17 protein-coding genes, 1 tRNA gene and 1 other RNA gene are annotated in these 18,920 nt (G+C 41.9%); 17 read left to right on the forward strand and 2 right to left on the reverse strand.

Annotated elements, in window-relative coordinates:
* Positions 1 to 58 precede the first annotated feature (58 nt).
* From rapZ to whiA, 3 genes are read left to right on the forward strand one after another with little or no spacing between them, the layout of a single operon-like run.
* Positions 59 to 949, forward strand: a complete 891-nt coding sequence (gene rapZ / locus O3629_RS03585) for an RNase adapter RapZ (protein WP_049483889.1) — start codon at positions 59 to 61, stop codon at positions 947 to 949.
* Entirely contained in the window at positions 946 to 1,923 is a 978-nt protein-coding gene (locus O3629_RS03590; RefSeq protein WP_003017791.1) for a YvcK family protein, read from the forward strand. The genes rapZ and O3629_RS03590 overlap by 4 nt, the downstream gene beginning before the upstream one ends.
* Entirely contained in the window at positions 1,920 to 2,837 is a 918-nt protein-coding gene (gene whiA / locus O3629_RS03595) for a DNA-binding protein WhiA (RefSeq protein ID WP_003006525.1), read from the forward strand. The genes O3629_RS03590 and whiA overlap by 4 nt, the downstream gene beginning before the upstream one ends.
* A gap of 453 nt (positions 2,838 to 3,290) precedes the next feature.
* On the opposite strand, the gene O3629_RS03600 is transcribed toward whiA, so the two are convergent.
* The gene (locus O3629_RS03600; RefSeq protein WP_024055510.1) at positions 3,291 to 4,259 is read right to left on the reverse strand and encodes an NAD(P)/FAD-dependent oxidoreductase; all 969 of its coding nucleotides are present in this window, start codon (positions 4,257 to 4,259) and stop codon (positions 3,291 to 3,293) included.
* A 178-nt stretch (positions 4,260 to 4,437) separates the two neighbouring features.
* Here O3629_RS03600 and rpsU point away from each other — a divergent pair, with 178 nt between their 5' ends.
* Positions 4,438 to 4,614 carry a 30S ribosomal protein S21 gene (gene rpsU, locus O3629_RS03605; RefSeq protein WP_000048054.1) on the forward strand — a complete coding sequence of 59 codons (177 nt, stop codon included), beginning with the start codon at positions 4,438 to 4,440 and terminating at the stop codon, positions 4,612 to 4,614.
* A 101-nt stretch (positions 4,615 to 4,715) separates the two neighbouring features.
* On the opposite strand, the gene mscL is transcribed toward rpsU, so the two are convergent.
* Entirely contained in the window at positions 4,716 to 5,096 is a 381-nt protein-coding gene (gene mscL, locus O3629_RS03610; RefSeq protein ID WP_201089782.1) for a large conductance mechanosensitive channel protein MscL, read from the reverse strand.
* A gap of 215 nt (positions 5,097 to 5,311) precedes the next feature.
* On the opposite strand from mscL, the gene dnaG reads away from it, so the two are divergent.
* From dnaG to O3629_RS03675, 13 genes are all read left to right on the forward strand, one after another.
* The gene (gene dnaG / locus O3629_RS03615) at positions 5,312 to 7,090 is read left to right on the forward strand and encodes a DNA primase (protein ID WP_201089780.1); all 1,779 of its coding nucleotides are present in this window, start codon (positions 5,312 to 5,314) and stop codon (positions 7,088 to 7,090) included.
* Positions 7,091 to 7,092: 2 nt separating this feature from the next.
* Positions 7,093 to 8,202, forward strand: coding sequence for an RNA polymerase sigma factor RpoD (gene rpoD / locus O3629_RS03620; protein WP_003003251.1), 1,110 nt, complete (start codon positions 7,093 to 7,095; stop codon positions 8,200 to 8,202).
* A gap of 174 nt (positions 8,203 to 8,376) precedes the next feature.
* Positions 8,377 to 8,706, forward strand: coding sequence for a metal-sulfur cluster assembly factor (locus tag O3629_RS03625; protein ID WP_004220168.1), 330 nt, complete (start codon positions 8,377 to 8,379; stop codon positions 8,704 to 8,706).
* 171 nt (positions 8,707 to 8,877) lie between these two features.
* Positions 8,878 to 9,585 carry an ABC transporter ATP-binding protein gene (locus tag O3629_RS03630; RefSeq protein ID WP_024054676.1) on the forward strand — a complete coding sequence of 236 codons (708 nt, stop codon included), beginning with the start codon at positions 8,878 to 8,880 and terminating at the stop codon, positions 9,583 to 9,585.
* Between the two features lie 9 nt (positions 9,586 to 9,594).
* Positions 9,595 to 10,389 carry a hypothetical protein gene (locus tag O3629_RS03635; RefSeq protein WP_024054675.1) on the forward strand — a complete coding sequence of 265 codons (795 nt, stop codon included), beginning with the start codon at positions 9,595 to 9,597 and terminating at the stop codon, positions 10,387 to 10,389.
* Positions 10,390 to 10,492: 103 nt separating this feature from the next.
* Positions 10,493 to 10,841, forward strand: a transfer-messenger RNA (tmRNA) gene (gene ssrA, locus O3629_RS03640).
* 10 nt (positions 10,842 to 10,851) lie between these two features.
* Positions 10,852 to 10,939, forward strand: a tRNA-Ser gene (locus O3629_RS03645).
* An 83-nt stretch (positions 10,940 to 11,022) separates the two neighbouring features.
* Positions 11,023 to 14,124 (forward strand): DNA polymerase III subunit alpha, encoded by a 3,102-nt coding sequence (locus O3629_RS03650; RefSeq protein ID WP_371608729.1) that lies wholly within the window; start codon positions 11,023 to 11,025, stop codon positions 14,122 to 14,124.
* 84 nt (positions 14,125 to 14,208) lie between these two features.
* Positions 14,209 to 15,222, forward strand: a complete 1,014-nt coding sequence (gene pfkA, locus O3629_RS03655; protein WP_021152956.1) for a 6-phosphofructokinase — start codon at positions 14,209 to 14,211, stop codon at positions 15,220 to 15,222.
* Between the two features lie 69 nt (positions 15,223 to 15,291).
* Positions 15,292 to 16,797: a pyruvate kinase gene (pyk, locus tag O3629_RS03660; protein WP_013903352.1), complete on the forward strand. Its 1,506-nt coding sequence runs from the start codon at positions 15,292 to 15,294 to the stop codon at positions 16,795 to 16,797.
* A 165-nt stretch (positions 16,798 to 16,962) separates the two neighbouring features.
* Complete coding sequence (gene lepB, locus O3629_RS03665; RefSeq protein ID WP_214255159.1) at positions 16,963 to 17,523, forward strand: signal peptidase I; 561 nt, start codon at positions 16,963 to 16,965, stop codon at positions 17,521 to 17,523.
* Positions 17,524 to 17,621: 98 nt separating this feature from the next.
* On the forward strand, positions 17,622 to 18,263 hold the full coding sequence (locus O3629_RS03670; RefSeq protein WP_023917742.1) for an amino acid ABC transporter permease: 642 nt from the start codon (positions 17,622 to 17,624) through the stop codon (positions 18,261 to 18,263).
* Positions 18,264 to 18,275: 12 nt separating this feature from the next.
* Positions 18,276 to 18,905, forward strand: a complete 630-nt coding sequence (locus O3629_RS03675; protein WP_371608730.1) for an amino acid ABC transporter ATP-binding protein — start codon at positions 18,276 to 18,278, stop codon at positions 18,903 to 18,905.
* The last annotated feature ends 15 nt before the right edge of the window (positions 18,906 to 18,920 follow it).

Consider the following 18,920-nt stretch of genomic DNA (forward strand, 5'->3'; position numbering starts at 1 on the left):
AGACAGAGTGGAGAGCAGGAAACTGTAGGCCACTCTGTTTTATTTATGGGAGGAGAAAATGACAGAAAGTAAGATTCAACTGGTCATGGTAACCGGGATGAGCGGTGCTGGAAAGACCGTCGCCATCCAATCGTTTGAGGACTTGGGTTACTTTACCATCGATAATATGCCACCGGCGCTCTTGCTGAAATTTATTGAGCTCATGCGCCACAGTCCCGATAACAATAAATTAGCCGTTGTTGTGGATATGCGGAGCCGTTCTTTTTTCAATGAAATTCGCACCATTTTGGATGAATTGGACAACCAAGAAGACCTCGATTTCAAGGTCTTGTTCTTGGATGCCACTGATAGTGAGTTGGTAGCACGATACAAGGAAACCCGTCGTAGCCATCCATTAGCGGCAGATGGCCGTGTCTTAGATGGGATTACCCTAGAGCGCGAACTCTTGTCCCCTTTAAAAAATATCAGTCAAAATGTGGTGGATACGACTGAGTTGACACCTCGTAATTTGAGAAAAACGATCGCAGAACAATTTGCCAGTCAAGATAATCAGCCAGATTTTCGGGTTGAGGTCATGTCATTTGGTTTTAAATATGGCCTTCCGATCGATGCTGACCTTGTCTTTGACGTGCGTTTCCTTCCAAACCCCTACTACAAATTGGAACTTCGGAATTTAACCGGTCAGGATCCAGCAGTCTATGATTATGTCATGGATCACCCTGAATCAGAGGAGTTTTACAGTCATCTTCATGACTTGATCGTTCCTATTTTACCGTCCTATAAACGTGAGGGTAAATCCGTTCTCACCATTGCTATGGGATGTACCGGTGGGCAACACCGTTCAGTAGCCTTTGCAGAGCGCTTAGCGCATGATTTAGAAAAAAATTGGCAGGTCAATTGTAGTCATAGAGACAAGGACAGACGGAAAGAAACGGTGAATCGCTCATGAGAAAACCTAAAGTAACCGTTATTGGAGGAGGAACAGGGATTTCTGTTATTCTCGATAGTCTGAGAAAGAAACCGGTCGATATTACTGCTATTGTAACCGTTGCAGATGATGGCGGGAGTTCAGGTGAATTGCGGAAGAACATCCAAAAATTGACACCACCTGGAGATCTTCGAAATGTGCTGGTTGCCATGTCAGATATGCCTCGTTTTTATGAGAAAGTCTTTCAATACCGCTTTGCAGACGATGATGGCCCTTTAGCCGGACACCCTTTGGGAAACTTGATCATTGCAGGGATTTCAGAGATGCAAGGCTCGACCTATAATGCCATGCAGTTGTTAACCAAGTTCTTTCATACAACCGGCAAGATCTATCCTTCCAGTGATAGTCCCTTGACCCTTCATGCCGTTTTTCAAGATGGAAAAGAAGTGGTAGGAGAAAGCCACATTGCCAACTACACCGGCATGATTGATCATGTTTATGTGACCAATACCTTTGATCAAGAGCGCCCAAAAGCTAGTAAGAAAGTGGTGGAAGCTATTCTTGAAAGTGATATGGTCGTCTTAGGTCCTGGTTCGCTCTTTACCTCGATTCTTCCTAATTTGATGATCGATGAGATTGGGAAAGCCATCCTTGAAACCAAGGCCCAAGTAGCCTATGTGTGTAATATCATGACCCAAAGAGGAGAAACCGAGCATTTCACAGATAGTGACCACGTTGCCGTTCTTCATAAACATTTGGGAGAGAAGTTCATCGATACCGTCCTTGTCAATATCAATCAGGTTCCGGCAGCTTACATGAACAGCAATAAATTTGATGAATACTTGGTGCAGGTAGAGCACGATTTTAAGGGGTTGCACTCGCAAGTTCCCCAAGTGATTTCTTCTGATTTCTTAAAGTTGGTCAATGGAGGAGCCTTTCATGATGGTGAAAAAGTAGTCGAAGAGTTGATGCAGATCGTGCAGGTGAGAAAATGAGTTTTACGGTTCGTGTAAAAGAAGAATTATTGTCTCTCAAGCGATTTGAAAAGAGTGAATTGGCTGCCATTATCAAGATGTCTGGAAGTCTTGGGATTTCAATGGGGGGCTTGACGCTCTCGGTAACAACAGAAAATGCCAAGATCGCTCGCCATATCTATGAATTGTTGCATCATTTCTATGAGGCCAAATCGGATATTCGCCACCACCAAAAAACCAATTTGAAAAAAAATCGTGTCTACACAGTATTCTTGGATGAAAAGGTGGAAGAGATTCTTGCTGACTTACATTTGGCAGATGCCTTTTTTGGGATTGAGACAGGCATTGATGCCAGTGTTTTAGAAGATGAAGTAGCCAGTCGTGCTTATCTTCGAGGGGCTTTTCTGTCGAGTGGTTCCATCAAGGATCCTGAAAAAGGGAAGTACCAGCTGGAAATTCATTCTGTTTATACAGACCACGCGGAAGGAATTGCCCTTCTCATGCAAGGATTTTTACTAGATGCGAAAACCATCGAGCGGAAAAAAGGAGTGGTGACCTATCTGCAACGAGCGGAAGATATTATTGATTTTCTAATTGTGGTAGAGGCCATGCAAGCCATGCAGGAATTTGAGTCTATCAAGGTCATGAGAGAGACGCGCAATGACCTCAACCGGGCCAATAATGCTGAGATGGCCAATATCCAGCGCACAGTCACAGCTAGCATGAAAACCATTAATAATATTAGTAAAATTGTGGATACGGTCGGCCTAGGTAGTTTACCAAGTGACTTGCAAGAAGTTGCCTATATCCGGATGAACCATCCAGATTATTCCATCCAGCAGATTGCGGATAGTTTGCAACAACCTATTTCAAAAAGCGGTGTCAATCACCGCTTGCGTAAGATCAATAAGATCGCAGACGATTTAGACAAATAAAAAAGGCCAAGGGCCTTTCATAATGAGGATAAAGTCTTTTTAAAAACTTTCCTTAGGTGAGTACGGACGTCAGCGAACTTCATAGAAGTTCCATGACTAAATCAAGATACTAAGGGCGTCTGCGGATCAAGTCAAAATAGGAAGTTTGACGCAGAAACCTTAGGTTCTAGGAAAACTTATCTTTTTGACACAAGCCGCAGCCCGTGTTCAATTCGTATTGAGCCCCTTCGCTCTTTATTTTCTGGGCTCAGGCTAAAACAGTTTCCCAAACTGTTTTACTCTCAAAACTCCCGAGTGCCTGAAACGTATTGTTTCAGGCACTTTTCTCACAGCGGAAAGTTTTTGTTTTTTCTTGATTTATACTAAAAATAGGAGCTCATTTTTACTTCTTTGCAGAATCGATTAACTTAAAATAGTTTAACTTCAATTTAAAAAGGCCAAAGGCCTTTTTTATTATAAACTGGTTGAGTGCGTCGGTTGGACTTTCTTATCTGGATAGATGTAGTTGATGGCATTGTTTACAGCTGTTGGAGCTTCCCCCAGACCTGTAGCGATGAGATCAATCTTTCCTTCGTAGAAGCAGCAGTCTCCACAGGCATAAATTCCAGGAAGGCTGGTTTCTTGTTTTTGGTTCACCTTGATTTTATGGCGTTGCAATTCTACACCCCATTCTTTCAAGTTTCCGATAGAAGATTTAAAACCATAGTTGACAAATAAGTGATCAATCGGGATAAGTTCGGTTTCATCGGATTTGACTTTTGTGATTTCAAGATGAGTGGCATGACCATTTTCGCCAATCAAGCGGCTAGGAACAAATGGTGTTTTGATGCTGACAGAAGATTGTTTGAGCTCTTCTACGCTATGTTCCAAGGCACGGAAGTTGTCCCGACGGTGAACGATTGTAGTTGGAGCAATCTTGTCAAAAGCAAGAGCCCAGTCCACAGCAGAGTCCCCCCCGCCAAGGACGGTCACCTGCTGTCCTTCATATTGTTGGATATTTGATACGTGGTAGTGGACGTTATCAAAGTCTTCAGCCCCCTCGATATCAAGAGCACGTGGTTTAAAGGCACCGCCACCCATGGCAATGATGACGGCTTTAGACTGATGCACTTGGCGAGAAGTAGTGATAGTGAAGAGGTCGCCCTCTTTTTGAATATCCTCTACAGTTTCATTGAGGAAGATCGGTGTATCGAATCGTTTGACTTGCTCGATCAAGCGGTTGCTCAATTCTTCACCTGTTAAATTGGTAAATCCGGGTACATCGAGGATACTTTTTTCTGGATAGAGAATGGCTGGTTGTCCTCCAAGTTGAGGTAAGGAATCAATCAGTTTGACTTTAACTTGGCGCATATTGCCATAAAAAGCAGCAAACAGACCAACTGGTCCGCCCCCAACAATCGTAATATCATAAATTTCTGACATGGTATCTCCTTCAGGGTTTTCTTTGTTTCCATTGTATCATAAAATAGGAAGAATGAAAAAGTCGGAAAAAGAAATAGCATGAAGGCTAGGAAGGCTAGAAAAGTTTCAAAAGATCTTGACAGCACCTTTAAAGTATGATAAAATAATTAAGATTTTAGGCTTGAAGGGAGTGAAAAATATGTCAAAAACAGTAGTACGTAAGAATGAATCTCTTGACGATGCTCTTCGTCGTTTCAAACGTGCGGTTACTAAAGCTGGTACTCTTCAAGAAACACGCAAACGTGAATTCTATGAAAAACCTTCTGTAAAACGTAAACGTAAATCAGAAGCAGCTCGTAAACGTAAAAAATTCTAATTGAATACAGAAACAGACTTCGGTCTGTTTTTTGTTTTTTCTCATCCATCAAAGACAAAAAAACCGACCTTCCAGCTAGAAGATCGGATCTTTTTATCTGATTATTTGTTTGCAAGCAAGTCGCGGATTTCAGCAAGCAACTCTTCTTGAGTAGGAGCTGGAGCTTCTTCTTCGACAGCTTCTTCTTTTTTACCAAGGTTCTGTGCTTTTTCAGCAGCTTTAACGATAAAGAAGAGAACAGTTCCGATGACGATGAAGTTGATTACTGCGCTCAAGAAGCTACCGTAAGCAACACCGTTCCATGACAATTCGGCGATTTTATCAACACCAGCAGATTTCAAAGCTGGGTTCAAAATAAGTGGTGTGATGATATCGTTAACAAGTGATGTCACGATGGCACCAAATGCAGCCCCGATAATCACTGCAACAGCAAGGTCAACAACGTTTCCACGAAGGAGGAAAGCTTTCAATTCTTTTAACATATCCTATATATGTCCTTTCATAATAATTTTTTACTATGATAGTATAACGGAAAAATATGCGACTGACAAGAAATATGCCTAATTTTCTTAAAATTAGTGATAAAGGTTGAAAATCTTTTCTTTTCTGTTTGAAATCGGTAGGAAAAAATTTACTTTTACTAACTTTTAGTATAAAATATAAAGTGATAATCTATGGTAAAATGGAGGCACTGTTTATGGTTGATAAAGAGCTGATTGCAGAAATTAAAAACAGTGTAAACATTGTTGAAGTCATTGGAGAAGTTGTTTCTTTGACCAAGGCTGGCCGTAACTTTTTAGGCCTTTGTCCTTTTCATGGTGAAAAGACTCCTTCCTTTAATGTCGTTGAAGACAAGCAGTTTTACCATTGCTTCGGATGTGGTCGCTCTGGAGATGTCTTTAAGTTTATTGAGGACTACCGTGGAGTCGCCTTTATGGATGCGGTCCAGATCGTAGCAGACAAGGCTGGCATTGCGCTTCAGTACCAGGCAAGACCTGCCCAATCAGCGTCTGTCAATCCAAACCAAGAACTTTATGAGATTCATCAGGAAGCTAGTAAGTTTTATCAGGCGATTTTGATGACGACTAAGATGGGGGAAGAAGCGCGACACTATCTGCATGAACGTGGTCTGACGGATGAAGTGATCCGACATTTTCAATTGGGTTTAGCACCTGCAGAAGGAAATTACCTCTATCGCAATCTCTCTGAGAAATTCTCTGAGAAAGTCATTACCGATTCAGGTTTGTTTACAATCTCAGATGCAGGAACGGTTTTTGATGCCTTTCAGGATCGGATCATGTTTCCCTTGACGGATGATAGTGGACGGGTCATTGCCTTTTCTGGTAGGCTGTGGAAAATGACGGATGATGGCAGTCATCAAGCCAAGTACAAGAATAGTCGTAGTACCCGTCTATTTAATAAAAGTTATGAACTCTATCATTTGGATCAAGCCAAGACGAGCGCCAAAAAGCAACATGAAATGTATATCATGGAAGGCTTTATGGATGTCATTGCGGCTTATCGAGCTGGGATAGAAAATGCAGTCGCCTCTATGGGGACAGCCTTGACACCAGAGCATGTCCAGCACCTGTCTCATTTTACCAAAAAGGTCATCTTGACCTATGATGGGGATAAGGCAGGACTTGAAGCAACAGCTAAGGCCTTGGATGTCTTGCAGGATCTGGAGTTGGAGATCGTCCGTATCCCTGATCAGATGGACCCTGATGAGTACCTCAAAAAGACGTCCCCAGAAGATCTAGCTACCCTCTTGAAGAATTCTCGGATTAGTAAGGTTGAATTCTTGATGCACTACTGGAAACCCCAGTATATTGAGAACTTGCAAGCCCAAATTGAGTTTGTCGAAAAGCTGGCACCGATGATTGCCCAGACGCGCTCCATTACAGCGCAAAACACCTATATTTATAAGTTGGCCGATTTATTGCCGGACTTTGATTACTTGCAGATTGAGCAGATTGTCAATAATAGTCGTTTGCAACAACGGCAGGAGGCTCAAAGTGGTGGACGATCTAAAACATCGCATTTTTCAGTAGAGCTCTTGCCGAATCGTGGGATGACGCGCTTGATCAAGGCAGAAAATCATTTGTTAAGTAGGATGAAGGATTTTCCAATGGTGCTCAATGATTACCGTTTGCGACCTGATTTTGCCTTTGACACGCCGGAGTTACAGATCTTGTATCAATTGCTCTGTCAAAATGGAGAAGTCACCTCTCAGGATTTATCTGAGCAGCCTGAAGGGGTCCAGCACGCCTGGTACCGCATGTTAGAAGAAGATTTACCAGATGAGATAGCAGATGGTGAGTTAGAAGAAGTAGAAGCGACACGGAATCGTGAGCTTCTTCGCAAAGAAAGTCAACAAATTGGAAATAAAGTGAAGGAAGCTTCCTCAATAGGGGATGCGGAAAAAGCTTTATTGGAACTCGAGCGTTTAATCGCTCAAAAAAGAAGAATGGAGTAAGAATGGCTAAAGAACAAAAAGATATTACAACATTGGACGTTCAAATTGCAGAATTTATTCGCAGCCACAAGAAAAGCGGAACTGCAACAGACGATGAAATTAATGACCAATTGGTTATTCCATTCACACTCGATGCAGATGGGATTGAAGATCTTTTGCAACGTATTCAAGATGCAGGGATTTCGATCACTGATAAAGACGGCAACCCAAGTGCGCGTGTGTTGAACAATGAGGAAGAGCCAGAATTGTCAGATGAAGAATTGCTTGGAAGCAACTCTGCTAAGGTCAATGACCCAGTACGGATGTACTTGAAAGAAATTGGGGTTGTTCCACTTTTGACCAATGAAGAAGAACAAGAATTGGCTATCTTGGTGGAACAAGGTGACTTGGAAGCTAAGCAACGTCTAGCAGAAGCCAACCTTCGTTTGGTTGTATCCATTGCGAAACGTTACGTTGGTCGTGGAATGCAATTTTTGGATTTGATCCAAGAAGGAAACATGGGCTTGATGAAGGCGGTTGATAAGTTTGACTACACCAAAGGGTTCAAGTTCTCTACCTATGCTACTTGGTGGATTCGTCAGGCTATCACTCGTGCCATTGCAGACCAAGCACGGACCATTCGGATCCCTGTTCACATGGTGGAAACCATTAACAAGTTGGTTCGTGAACAACGCAATCTCTTGCAAGAATTGGGACAAGACCCAACGCCTGAACAAATCGCTGAACGCATGGATATGACGCCTGATAAGGTACGCGAAATCTTGAAGATTGCCCAAGAGCCTGTTTCTTTGGAAACGCCAATCGGGGAAGAAGACGATAGCCATTTGGGAGATTTCATCGAAGATGAAGTGATTGAAAATCCAGTAGACTACACCACTCGTGTGGTTCTACGTGAACAATTAGATGAAGTCCTCGATACCCTGACAGACCGTGAAGAAAACGTACTTCGTTTACGTTTCGGTTTGGATGATGGAAAAATGCGGACCTTGGAAGATGTGGGTAAAGTCTTCAACGTGACCCGTGAACGGATCCGTCAGATCGAAGCCAAAGCCCTCCGTAAACTCCGCCACCCAAGCAGAAGCAAACCATTGCGTGATTTTATTGAGGATTAAAAATGTCCGGGGGACATTTTTAACGGTCGCCTAGAAATAAAAAAGCGACCTAGGTCCGGGGGACATTTTTAACGGTCGCCAAGAAATGAAAAAGCGACCTATGTCCGTGGGACCTTTTTAACCCGAGCTAAGCAATTCTATCGAGAGTAACATAACAAAAAAAGGAAGTGTCATATGGCATATACAACTGAGCAAATTGAAGAAATTAAAAATAAAATTTTAAATGCTTTGGAAGAGGTAATCGATCCTGAGCTTGGGATTGACATTGTCAATTTAGGTCTTGTCTACGAGATCCATTTTGACGGTGAAACTGGAGCAACCATCATTGATATGACTCTAACGACCATGGGATGTCCATTAGCGGACCTTCTGACAGATCAGATTCATGATGTTTTAGCAGAAGTAGAAGAAGTGACATCTGTGGATGTGAAGTTGGTCTGGTACCCTGCTTGGACGGTTGAAAAGATGAGCCGTTATGCACGGATCGCACTTGGAATTAGTTAAACATTCTATGCATCAAAATAAATCAGAGGTTGGGGTTTCCCTAACCTCTGATTTATTTATCCCTATTTTTTTGAACAAGTATTTACAAATTCTTAGCAAATTTTCAGATAAAGTTGCAATCATCAAGGGGACAGGGTATAATAGCATAAATAGAAAATAAAGGAGATTTACATGAATCAGTATCCTTTGGTCTACTTGGACCATGTGACAAAGAATTATGGGCATGAAGTTGCTCTCATGGATGTTAGTTTGAACATCCAACCTGGCCGTATTATTGGCCTTTTGGGTCCCAATGGTAGTGGGAAAACAACCATCATTAAATTGATTAATGGTTTGTTGCAACCAAGCCTTGGAAATATCTATATTCATGGGCAATTACCATCCCCAGCTTCTAAAAAAGTGGTTTCCTATTTGCCAGATACAACTTATCTGAATGAAAATATGAAAATTATTGATGCTATTAACTATTTCCAAGATTTTTATGCAGATTTTAATGTCCAACGAGCTTACCAATTGCTCAACGATTTGCATTTGCAGCCAAATCAAAAATTGAACAGCCTTTCAAAAGGGAACAAGGAAAAAGTGCAATTGATTTTGGTGATGAGCCGTGAAGCTGACTTGTATGTTCTTGATGAACCAATCGGTGGGGTTGACCCAGCAGCGCGTGATTATATTTTGCGGACCATTATTCAAAACAGACGTCCAAACTCTTCTGTCTTGATTTCTACTCACTTGATTGCGGATATTGAGCAAGTTTTGGATGAGGCCATTTTCATCAACCAAGGAAGAATCCTCTTGCATGAAAATACGACTGTTATGCGCAATCAACACGGAAAATCAATCGATGAGATCTTCCGTGATCAATTCCGTGTTTATTAGGAGGAACCCATGTTTGGTAAATTATTAAAATATGAATTTAAATCGACAGCTAAGTGGTATTTATTGATCACCCTGATCGCACTAGGTTTGTCAGTGATTACAGGTGTTATTGGTGGAAGTGCTACAAACGGTTTTGTGAATATGGAAACCAATAGTATGCAAATCATAACGGGGACTCTTGGGATTCTCATTTTTGGAGGAGTCATTGGTCTTTATCTTAGTAACTACTATATTATTATCCGTCGTTTCTATTCCAACTTATACGGACGCGAAGGTTACTTGACCTGGACCCTTCCAGCTAGCCCGCATGCGATCATTTTATCTAAATTTGTGGGAGCTTTAGTAGCGAGTCTTTACTGCCTATTCCTTCTATTTTTGAGTGGTTTTATCACAATACTTGTGATGGGCGCTGTCATTGGACAAGACCTCTCTCCTGTATTTAGTATTATCGCTGAGGCTTTTAGTCATTCAATTGCTTATTGGATTATCGTTTGGTGGATTTTTACCACAGCTTCAGGGATCTTCCTATTTTATGTATCGATCGCACTTGGCCAACTCTTCCAAAATCGTCGTGGATTGAAGGCTATTCTGTTTTTCTTTCTCTTGTGCATTGTTTTAAGTATCATCGGTACAGCAGTCAATCCATTAAAAGATTCATATGCTGTTGGGTCTGCATTGGTTTATGGAAATATTGATGAATTTGGACCTAACTTCATCCCAGGTCTTATCTATGAAGTCATCAAGATTGTTTCTATGTACTTCACGATTCACTATATCAGCAAGTACAAGTTGAATCTTCAATAAGAACAGTTAATTGAACAAGGAGCTTCCCGGTGGAAGCCTTCTTGTTCAATTTTTTTCTTTTGCATTTTTGGCTACATTTTGATATACTAATTGTATTCGTTTTGGGGTCGTTACGGATTCGACAGGCATTATGAGGCATATTTTGCAACTCATCTAGCGGATGTAAAACGCCAGTTAAATATAACTGCAAAAAATAATAATTCTTACGCTTTAGCTGCCTAAACACCAGCATGCGTGACCCGATTCGAATCGCTCGTGTTTGATGACAGGTCTTAATTATAGCGAGATACGATCTAGCTTGGTCTAGGAGTTAGATAAGAGATTGATAGACTCGCAGGTACAGGGCTTGAGTTATGTGTCATGTAGCTGTTAAAAGAAGACATAACCTATGGTTGTAGACAAATATGCTGGCAGGTGTTTGGACGTGGGTTCGACTCCCACCGGCTCCATATTTTTATTCATGGAAGATTACTCAAGAGGCTTAAGAGGCCGTGTTGGAAACGCGGTAGGCGTGTAAAAGCGTGCGTGGGTTCGAATCCCATGTCTTCCGTTGTTGAGACATCATTGTGTAGCAGTGGTGTTTTTTTGTACAATAAAGAGTCCCAAAAATAGACAAGTGAGGGAGGAGAAAAAGTGATTGCACAGCTAGATACCAAATCAGTCTATACCTTTATGGAAAGCCTTGTGACTATAAAAGACTATGTTCAAGTGGCTAAAAGCATGGGGTATGGCGCATTGGGAATCATGGATATAGATAATTTATATGGTGCTTATGAATTTATCGAAGCCTGTCAGGCCCACAAGCTCAGCCCCTTGGTCGGTTTAGAAATTGGACTAGAGGTAGACAATGAAACAATTCCGTTTCGGATGATCGCTCTGTCAACGAAGGGCTACCAGAATCTGATGAAGATGTCGACCGTCAAAATGATGGGGAAGAGCAATTGGGAGGATGTGAAGCACCTAACAGAAGGAGTAGCAGTTATTGTCCCAGCGCCTTTTGCTAGTGGAGACTTGCCGCTTGGTCTAGATTACTTCATCGGAGTTTTTGCGGATACGCCGGTCCAAGAGTTTAGCCACCCTGTGATTCCTCTTCATACCGTTCGATTTTTTGAGGCGGAAGATGTGGAAGCCATGCAGATGCTGGCAGCCATCAAGGACAATCAAAGCTTAACGGAAACAGGACCAATTGATCCGACAACAGTCCTAAAAACTCCTCAGGATTTAAAGAGTAATTTTGCAGAGCGATTTCCTCAAGCCATCACAAATCTGGAAAAACTAGTCCAAGGGATTCAATATGATATTGACACCCAGTTGAAATTGCCTCGCTTCAATCCCCAGAAACCAGCTGTTGAGGAACTGAGAGAATTAGCTCAAGCGGGTCTCCTTCGAAAGAACTTGACCAGACCGGTCTATCAAGAACGTCTGGAGCATGAATTAGACATTATTCACCAAATGGGCTTTGATGATTATTTCTTGATTGTCTGGGACCTTCTTCGTTTCGGACGGAGTCAAGGTTATTATATGGGGATGGGACGTGGGTCAGCTGTAGGCTCACTGGTAGCCTATGCATTAGGAATTACAGGGATTGATCCTGTGGCGAAGAACCTCCTCTTTGAGCGCTTTTTAAATGTGGAGCGCTACACCATGCCGGATATTGATATTGATATTCCTGATATCTATCGTCCAGAATTTATCCGCTATGTGCGAGACCGTTACGGGAGTTACCATGCAGCTCAGATCGTGACCTTTTCAACCTTTGGGGCCAAACAAGCCATTCGCGATGTCTTTAAACGTTTTGGGGTACCAGAGTACGAATTGACTTCCATTACCAAGCGGATTGGTTTTAGGGATACACTGACGACTGCTTATGAACAGAATCTAGCTTTTCGACAAGTGATTCATAGCCGAGCAGAATTTGAGCGTGGCTTTGAAATTGCTAAAAGAATTGAAGGCCAACCAAGGCAGACCTCTATCCATGCGGCTGGGGTTGTGATGAGTGACCAGGATTTGACGGATCACATTCCTCTCAAGTATGGAGAAGACATGTTTGTCACCCAGTATGATGCTCATGCGGTTGAAGCCAATGGTCTGTTGAAGATGGACTTTTTGGGTCTGCGAAATTTAACCTTTGTTCAGAAAATGAAGGAAGCGGTCTATGAAAAGTACCAAGAAGAGATCGTGATTGAAGCCATTGATTTAGAAGATCCAGAAACCTTGGCCTTGTTTGCTGCTGGGGATACCAAGGGGATTTTCCAATTTGAACAGGCTGGAGCCATTCGCCTCTTGAGACGTGTGAGACCCAATCATTTCGAAGAAGTGGTAGCGACCACCTCTCTCAATCGTCCAGGGGCTAGTGATTACATTGATAATTTCGTCAAAAGAAAGCACGGCCAAGAAAAAGTTGAGATTTTAGATCCAGCTATTGAAGAAATCTTAAGGCCCACTTATGGGATCATGCTCTACCAAGAACAGGTCATGCAGGTTGCCCAGCGTTTTGCAGGCTTTAGTCTAGGGAAAGCCGATATTTTACGTAGGGCTATGGGCAAAAAAAATGCGGCTGAAATGCATCAGATGGAAGACGATTTTGTCTCAGGTGCTCTTAAACTTGGGCATACGGAAGAAAAAGCCAAAGAGGTCTTTGCGATCATGGAAAAATTCGCAGGCTATGGGTTTAACCGTTCCCATGCCTACGCCTATTCTGCCTTGGCCTTTCAGATGGCCTATTTCAAGGTCCATTATCCAGATGTTTTCTTTGATGTCATGCTCAATTATTCGAGTAGCGATTATCTGACAGATGCTCTCCAGTTTGATTTTAAAGTCGCGCCATTATCCATCAACACCATCCCTTACAGAGATAAGTTCCAGGATCGAAAAATTTACTTGGGAATGAAAAATATCAAGGGACTCCCAAGAGATTTCGCGTATTGGATCATTGATAATCGTCCCTTTGAAAGTGTCGAAGATTTTATTTTACGCCTCCCCAATCAGTATCATAAATTACCTCTGTTAACACCTTTAGTGGAGCTTGGATTGTTTGATATTTTTGAAAAAAATAGACGCAAGGTGCTTCACAATTTGCCGAATTTGTTTGTCTTTGCTGATGAGCTAGGCAGTTTGTTTGCGGATTCTAACTATTCCTGGACAGAAGCGGAGGACTTTAGCCAAGCTGAAAAATATGAGAAGGAAGAGGCCATTATTGGCATCGGGCTCAGTACCCACCCATTGGTTGCGATTGGACAAACGAGTCCCTACGAGATCCAACCAATTTCTCAACTCATATACGGAGAGCAGGCACGCATTCTCATTGAGGTACAAAGCATTCGAACCATTCGAACCAAGTCGGGTGATCTCATGGCTTTCTTACAAGTCAGTGATACCAAGAAAAAATTGGATGTGACCCTTTTCCCTGAAACCTACAATCGATTTTCCTCCTTGATAAAAGAAGGCGGCTTTTATTACTTGACAGGGAAGATACAAGAGCGTGATGGGCGCTTGCAGATGATTCTAGCAGAGGCGCAACTGGCAACCAATGAAAAGTTCTGGATCCAGTTGCTCGATCATCGTCAGGATCAAACGATTCTTTCTATCTTGAAAAAATATCCGGGCCCATATCCTGTAATATTACGCTATGAAGACGAGAAAAAAACTCTTCAATTGAAGGGCTATACCGTCCAGAAAAACAAAGAATTGGAAGATGAATTAAAGAATCTCGTTATGAAAACGATTTATCGGTAAAAACTGCGAAAAATACGAGAATTTTAGTCTTCTTTGTGTTATAATTACGTAGAATGTAAAAGAAAAAAAGGAGCAAACAACGAAATGAAACGTATTGCTGTTTTAACTAGTGGTGGAGATGCCCCTGGTATGAATGCTGCCATCCGTGCAGTTGTTCGTCAAGCAATTTCAGAAGGAATGGAAGTTTTCGGTATCTATGATGGATATGCGGGAATGGTTGCTGGTAAAATTCAGCCCCTTGACGCCTCATCTGTTGGAGATATTATTTCCCGTGGTGGTACCTTCCTTCATTCAGCTCGTTACCCTGAATTCGCACAACGCGAAGGTCAATTAAAAGGGATCGAGCAATTGAAGAAACACGGGATCGAAGGTGTTGTCGTTATTGGTGGAGATGGTTCTTACCATGGTGCGATGCGCTTGACTGAGCTTGGATTCCCAGCTGTGGGTCTTCCTGGTACGATCGACAACGATATCGTCGGAACTGACTTTACAATTGGTTTTGATACGGCAGTCACAACTGCAATGGACGCGATCGATAAGATCCGTGATACTTCATCTAGTCACCACCGTACTTTCGTTATCGAAGTGATGGGACGTAACGCTGGAGATATCGCTCTTTGGGCAGGGATTGCATCTGGTGCAGATGAAATCATCATCCCTGAAGAAGGATTCAAGATCGAAGATGTTGTTGAGAGCATCAAAGAAGGTTACGCAAAAGGTCGTACCCACAACATCATCATCTTGGCTGAAGGCGTGATGTCTGCAGATGAATTTGGTAAAGCGTTGAAAGAAGCTGGTGATGAAAGTGACCTTCGTGTGACTGAACTTGGCCACATCCAACGTGGTGGTTCACCTACTGCGCGTGACCGTGTTCTTGCTTCACGTATGGGAGCACACGCTGTTAAATTGTTGAAACAAGGAATCGGTGGTGTAGCCGTTGGTATCCGTAATGAAAAAATGGTTGAAAACCCAATCCTTGGTAAAGCAGAAGAAGGAGCCCTCTTTAGCTTGACAGAAGATGGTAAGATTGTGGTAAACAATCCACATAAAGCTGATCTTGGTCTTGCCGAGTTGAACCGTAGCTTGTCTTCAATCTAATTTTATTTCATTAATTCGTTAACCTTGTCTTAAAAAGACAGATATATTAAAAAAGGAGTCATATATATCATGAACAAACGTGTAAAAATCGTTGCAACTTTAGGTCCTGCGGTAGAAATCCGTGGCGGTAAAAAATTCGGTGAAGATGGATACTGGGCTGAAAAACTTGACGTTGAAGCTTCAGCACAAAACATTGCTAAATTGATCGAAGCTGGCGCTAATACTTTCCGTTTCAACTTCTCACACGGTGACCACCAAGAACAAGGTGAACGTATGGCGACTGTTAAACGTGCAGAAGAAATCGCTGGTAAAAAAGTTGGTTACCTTCTTGATACAAAAGGTCCTGAAATCCGTACTGAATTGTTCGAAGGCGAAGCTAAAGAATATTCATACAAGACTGGTGAACGTATCCGCGTTGCTACAAAACAAGGTATCAAATCAACTCGTGAAGTGATTGCTTTGAACGTTGCTGGTGCGCTTGATATCTTTGATGATGTTGAAGTTGGACACCAAGTATTGGTTGATGATGGTAAATTGGGTCTTCGCGTTGTAGAAAAAGACGCTGCAAAACGTGAATTCGTTGTTGAAGTTGAAAACGATGGTATCATCGCTAAACAAAAAGGTGTAAACATCCCTAACACTAAGATTCCTTTCCCAGCACTTGCTGAACGTGATAACGACGATATCCGCTTCGGTTTGGAACAAGGTATCAACTTCATTGCGATCTCATTTGTACGTACTGCAAAAGATGTTCAAGAAGTTCGTGCTATCTGTGAAGAAACTGGTAACAGCCACGTTCAATTGTTTGCGAAAATCGAAAACCAACAAGGTATCGAAAACTTGGATGAAATCATCGAAGTTACTGACGGTATCATGATCGCTCGTGGTGACATGGGTATCGAAGTACCATTCGAAATGGTTCCAGTTTACCAAAAAATGATTACTTCTAAAGTAAATGCTGCTGGTAAAGTTGTTATCACTGCAACAAACATGCTTGAAACAATGACTGAAAAACCACGTGCAACTCGTTCAGAAGTATCTGACGTCTTCAACGCTGTTATCGATGGTACTGATGCTACTATGCTTTCAGGTGAATCTGCAAACGGTAAATACCCACTTGAATCTGTAGCTACAATGGCGAAAATCGACATGAACGCTCAAACACTTTTGAAAGAATATGGTCGTTTGAACCCAGCTTCATTCGAACGTAACTCTAAGACAGAAGTTATGGCTTCAGCTGTTAAAGATGCTACAAACTCAATGGATATCAAATTGGTTGTAACATTGACTAAGACAGGTCACACTGCACGTTTGATCTCTAAATACCGTCCAGATGCTGATATCTTGGCATTGACATTTGACGAATTGACAGAACGTGGATTGATGTTGAACTGGGGTGTTATCCCAATGTTGACAGATGCTCCTTCATCAACTGATGATATGTTCGAAATTGCTGAACGTAAAGCAGTTGAAGCTGGTCTTGTTAAATCTGGTGATGATATCGTTATCGTTGCTGGTGTACCAGTTGGAGAAGCTGTTCGTACAAACACAATGCGTATCCGTACAGTACGTTAATAGACAATTTGATCTTAAAGCCTTGCTGGTTGGTCCGAAAGGATTGACCGCGAGGTTTTTCTTTTTCTTCTGGTGTGTGTTGACAAGAATTCTCACTAATGCTTACTTTCTCTTTTTTAAAGATCAAAAACATGGTATAATAAATAAAAAGGAAGGGAGACATACATGCCAAGGAGAGATTTAATTAGAAATGTCATCATTGTCGCTGTACTGGTTTTGGCACTGATTTTGCTTCGAATCTTTGTATTTCATCCATTTAGTATCAATGATAAAATGGCCAATGCTTCTGTGAAAACTGGAGATCTTGTGGTAGCGACTAGAAATGCTCAGGTAGATCGCAGTGATTTGGTCTTATACAAGGTCGGTGGAAAAGAATACCTTGGACGTGTCATTGCCAAAGAAAACGACGAAGTCAGCTACGTAGATGATGTCCTCTATTTGAATGGACAGGCAACACCAGAACCTTACCTGAATAAAATGCTCAACAAACACTTAGCTGCTCCAACGAGTAATGGGTATTATACGGATGATTTCTTTTTATCAGAATTAAAAGGGACCAAGGCTGGTCGTGTACCATCCGATACTTACCTAGTCTTAAATGATAACCGTGGAGATACAGAAGATAGCCGTGAGTTTGGTTATATCCATAAAAATCAGATCGAAGGAGTCGTGAATCTGCGTCTCTATCCTCTCAATAAATTTGGATTTATAAAAGTAGAAGAATAGCCGAAAGGCTATTTTTTTTATAAATATCAAAATGAACTAGTTTTTTTCCATTTTTGTGGTAAGATGTTCATTAAATAATTTTTTAGGAGGAGAATGCTATGCAGTATGCTTTGGAAATTTTACCAAGTTTGTTAAAGGGAGCAAGCCTCACCTTGCAAGTGTTTGCTTTCGTATTGATTTTATCGATTCCACTAGGAATCGTTGTTGCCTTTTTGCTTCAATTGCGCTCAAAGATCCTGCATGGACTCCTAACGATTTATATCTGGATCATGCGAGGAACTCCTCTTTTGCTTCAGTTGATCTTTATTTATTACGTCCTTCCAAGTATCGGGATTCGAATTGATCGGTTGCCTGCGGCTATTACAGCCTTCACTCTCAATTATGCAGCCTATTTTGCGGAAATCTTCCGTGGAGGAATTGTCGCCATTCCGACAGGTCAGTATGAGGCGGCCAAGGTCTTAAAATTGAGTTCATGGCAAACAATTCGCTATATCATTTTGCCTCAGGTGGTGAAGATCGTTCTTCCAAGTGTCTTCAATGAAGTCATGTCCTTGATTAAAGATACCTCCTTGGTCTATGCTTTGGGAATTAGTGATTTGATCCTGGCTAGTCGGACGGCGGCCAATCGTGATGCCAGTCTTGCACCCATGTTTTTAGCGGGAGCTATTTATTTAATCCTCATTGGGATTGTGACCATCATTGCTAAGCGAGTTGAAAAGAACTTTTCATATTATAAATAGGAGGAGAAGTATATGTTAGAATTAAAACAAATTTCGAAACGGTTTGGGGATAAGCAGATCTTATCAGATTTCAATCTTCTCGTTCCTGAAAAACAAATCGTCGCCATTGTTGGTCCTTCTGGTGGAGGAAAGACCACCTTGCTTCGCATGCTAGCTGGTCTTGAAACCATTGATTCTGGTCAGATCATCTACAATGGTGAAAACTTGCCTCTAGATGCCTTAGAAAAACGAAATCTTCTCGGATTTGTCTTCCAGGACTTTCAATTATTTCCACACTTATCGGTCATGGAAAACCTTATCTTGTCTCCTGTTAAGACCATGAATGTGACTAAGGAAGAAGCGAGTAAAAAAGCCATGAGTTTACTGAAGCGCTTGGGGCTCGAACATCATGCGGATGCTTATCCCTTCTCCCTATCGGGTGGTCAGAAGCAACGGGTGGCATTGGCGCGTGCCATGATGATCGATCCGGAAATTATTGGCTATGATGAGCCGACTTCGGCCTTGGATCCAGAATTGCGATTAGAAGTTGAGAAGTTAATCTTGCAAAACCGTGAACTGGGGATGACCCAGATCGTTGTTACCCATGATATTCCATTTGCAGAAGCGATTGCGGATGTTCTTCTCAAGGTTGAGCCTAAATAGGAGGAGAGGATGAAA

Origin of the sequence: Streptococcus sp. 27098_8_12 (assembly GCF_041432115.1) — a bacterium.
GTDB classification, from domain to species: Bacteria; Bacillota; Bacilli; order Lactobacillales; family Streptococcaceae; genus Streptococcus; species Streptococcus parasanguinis_V.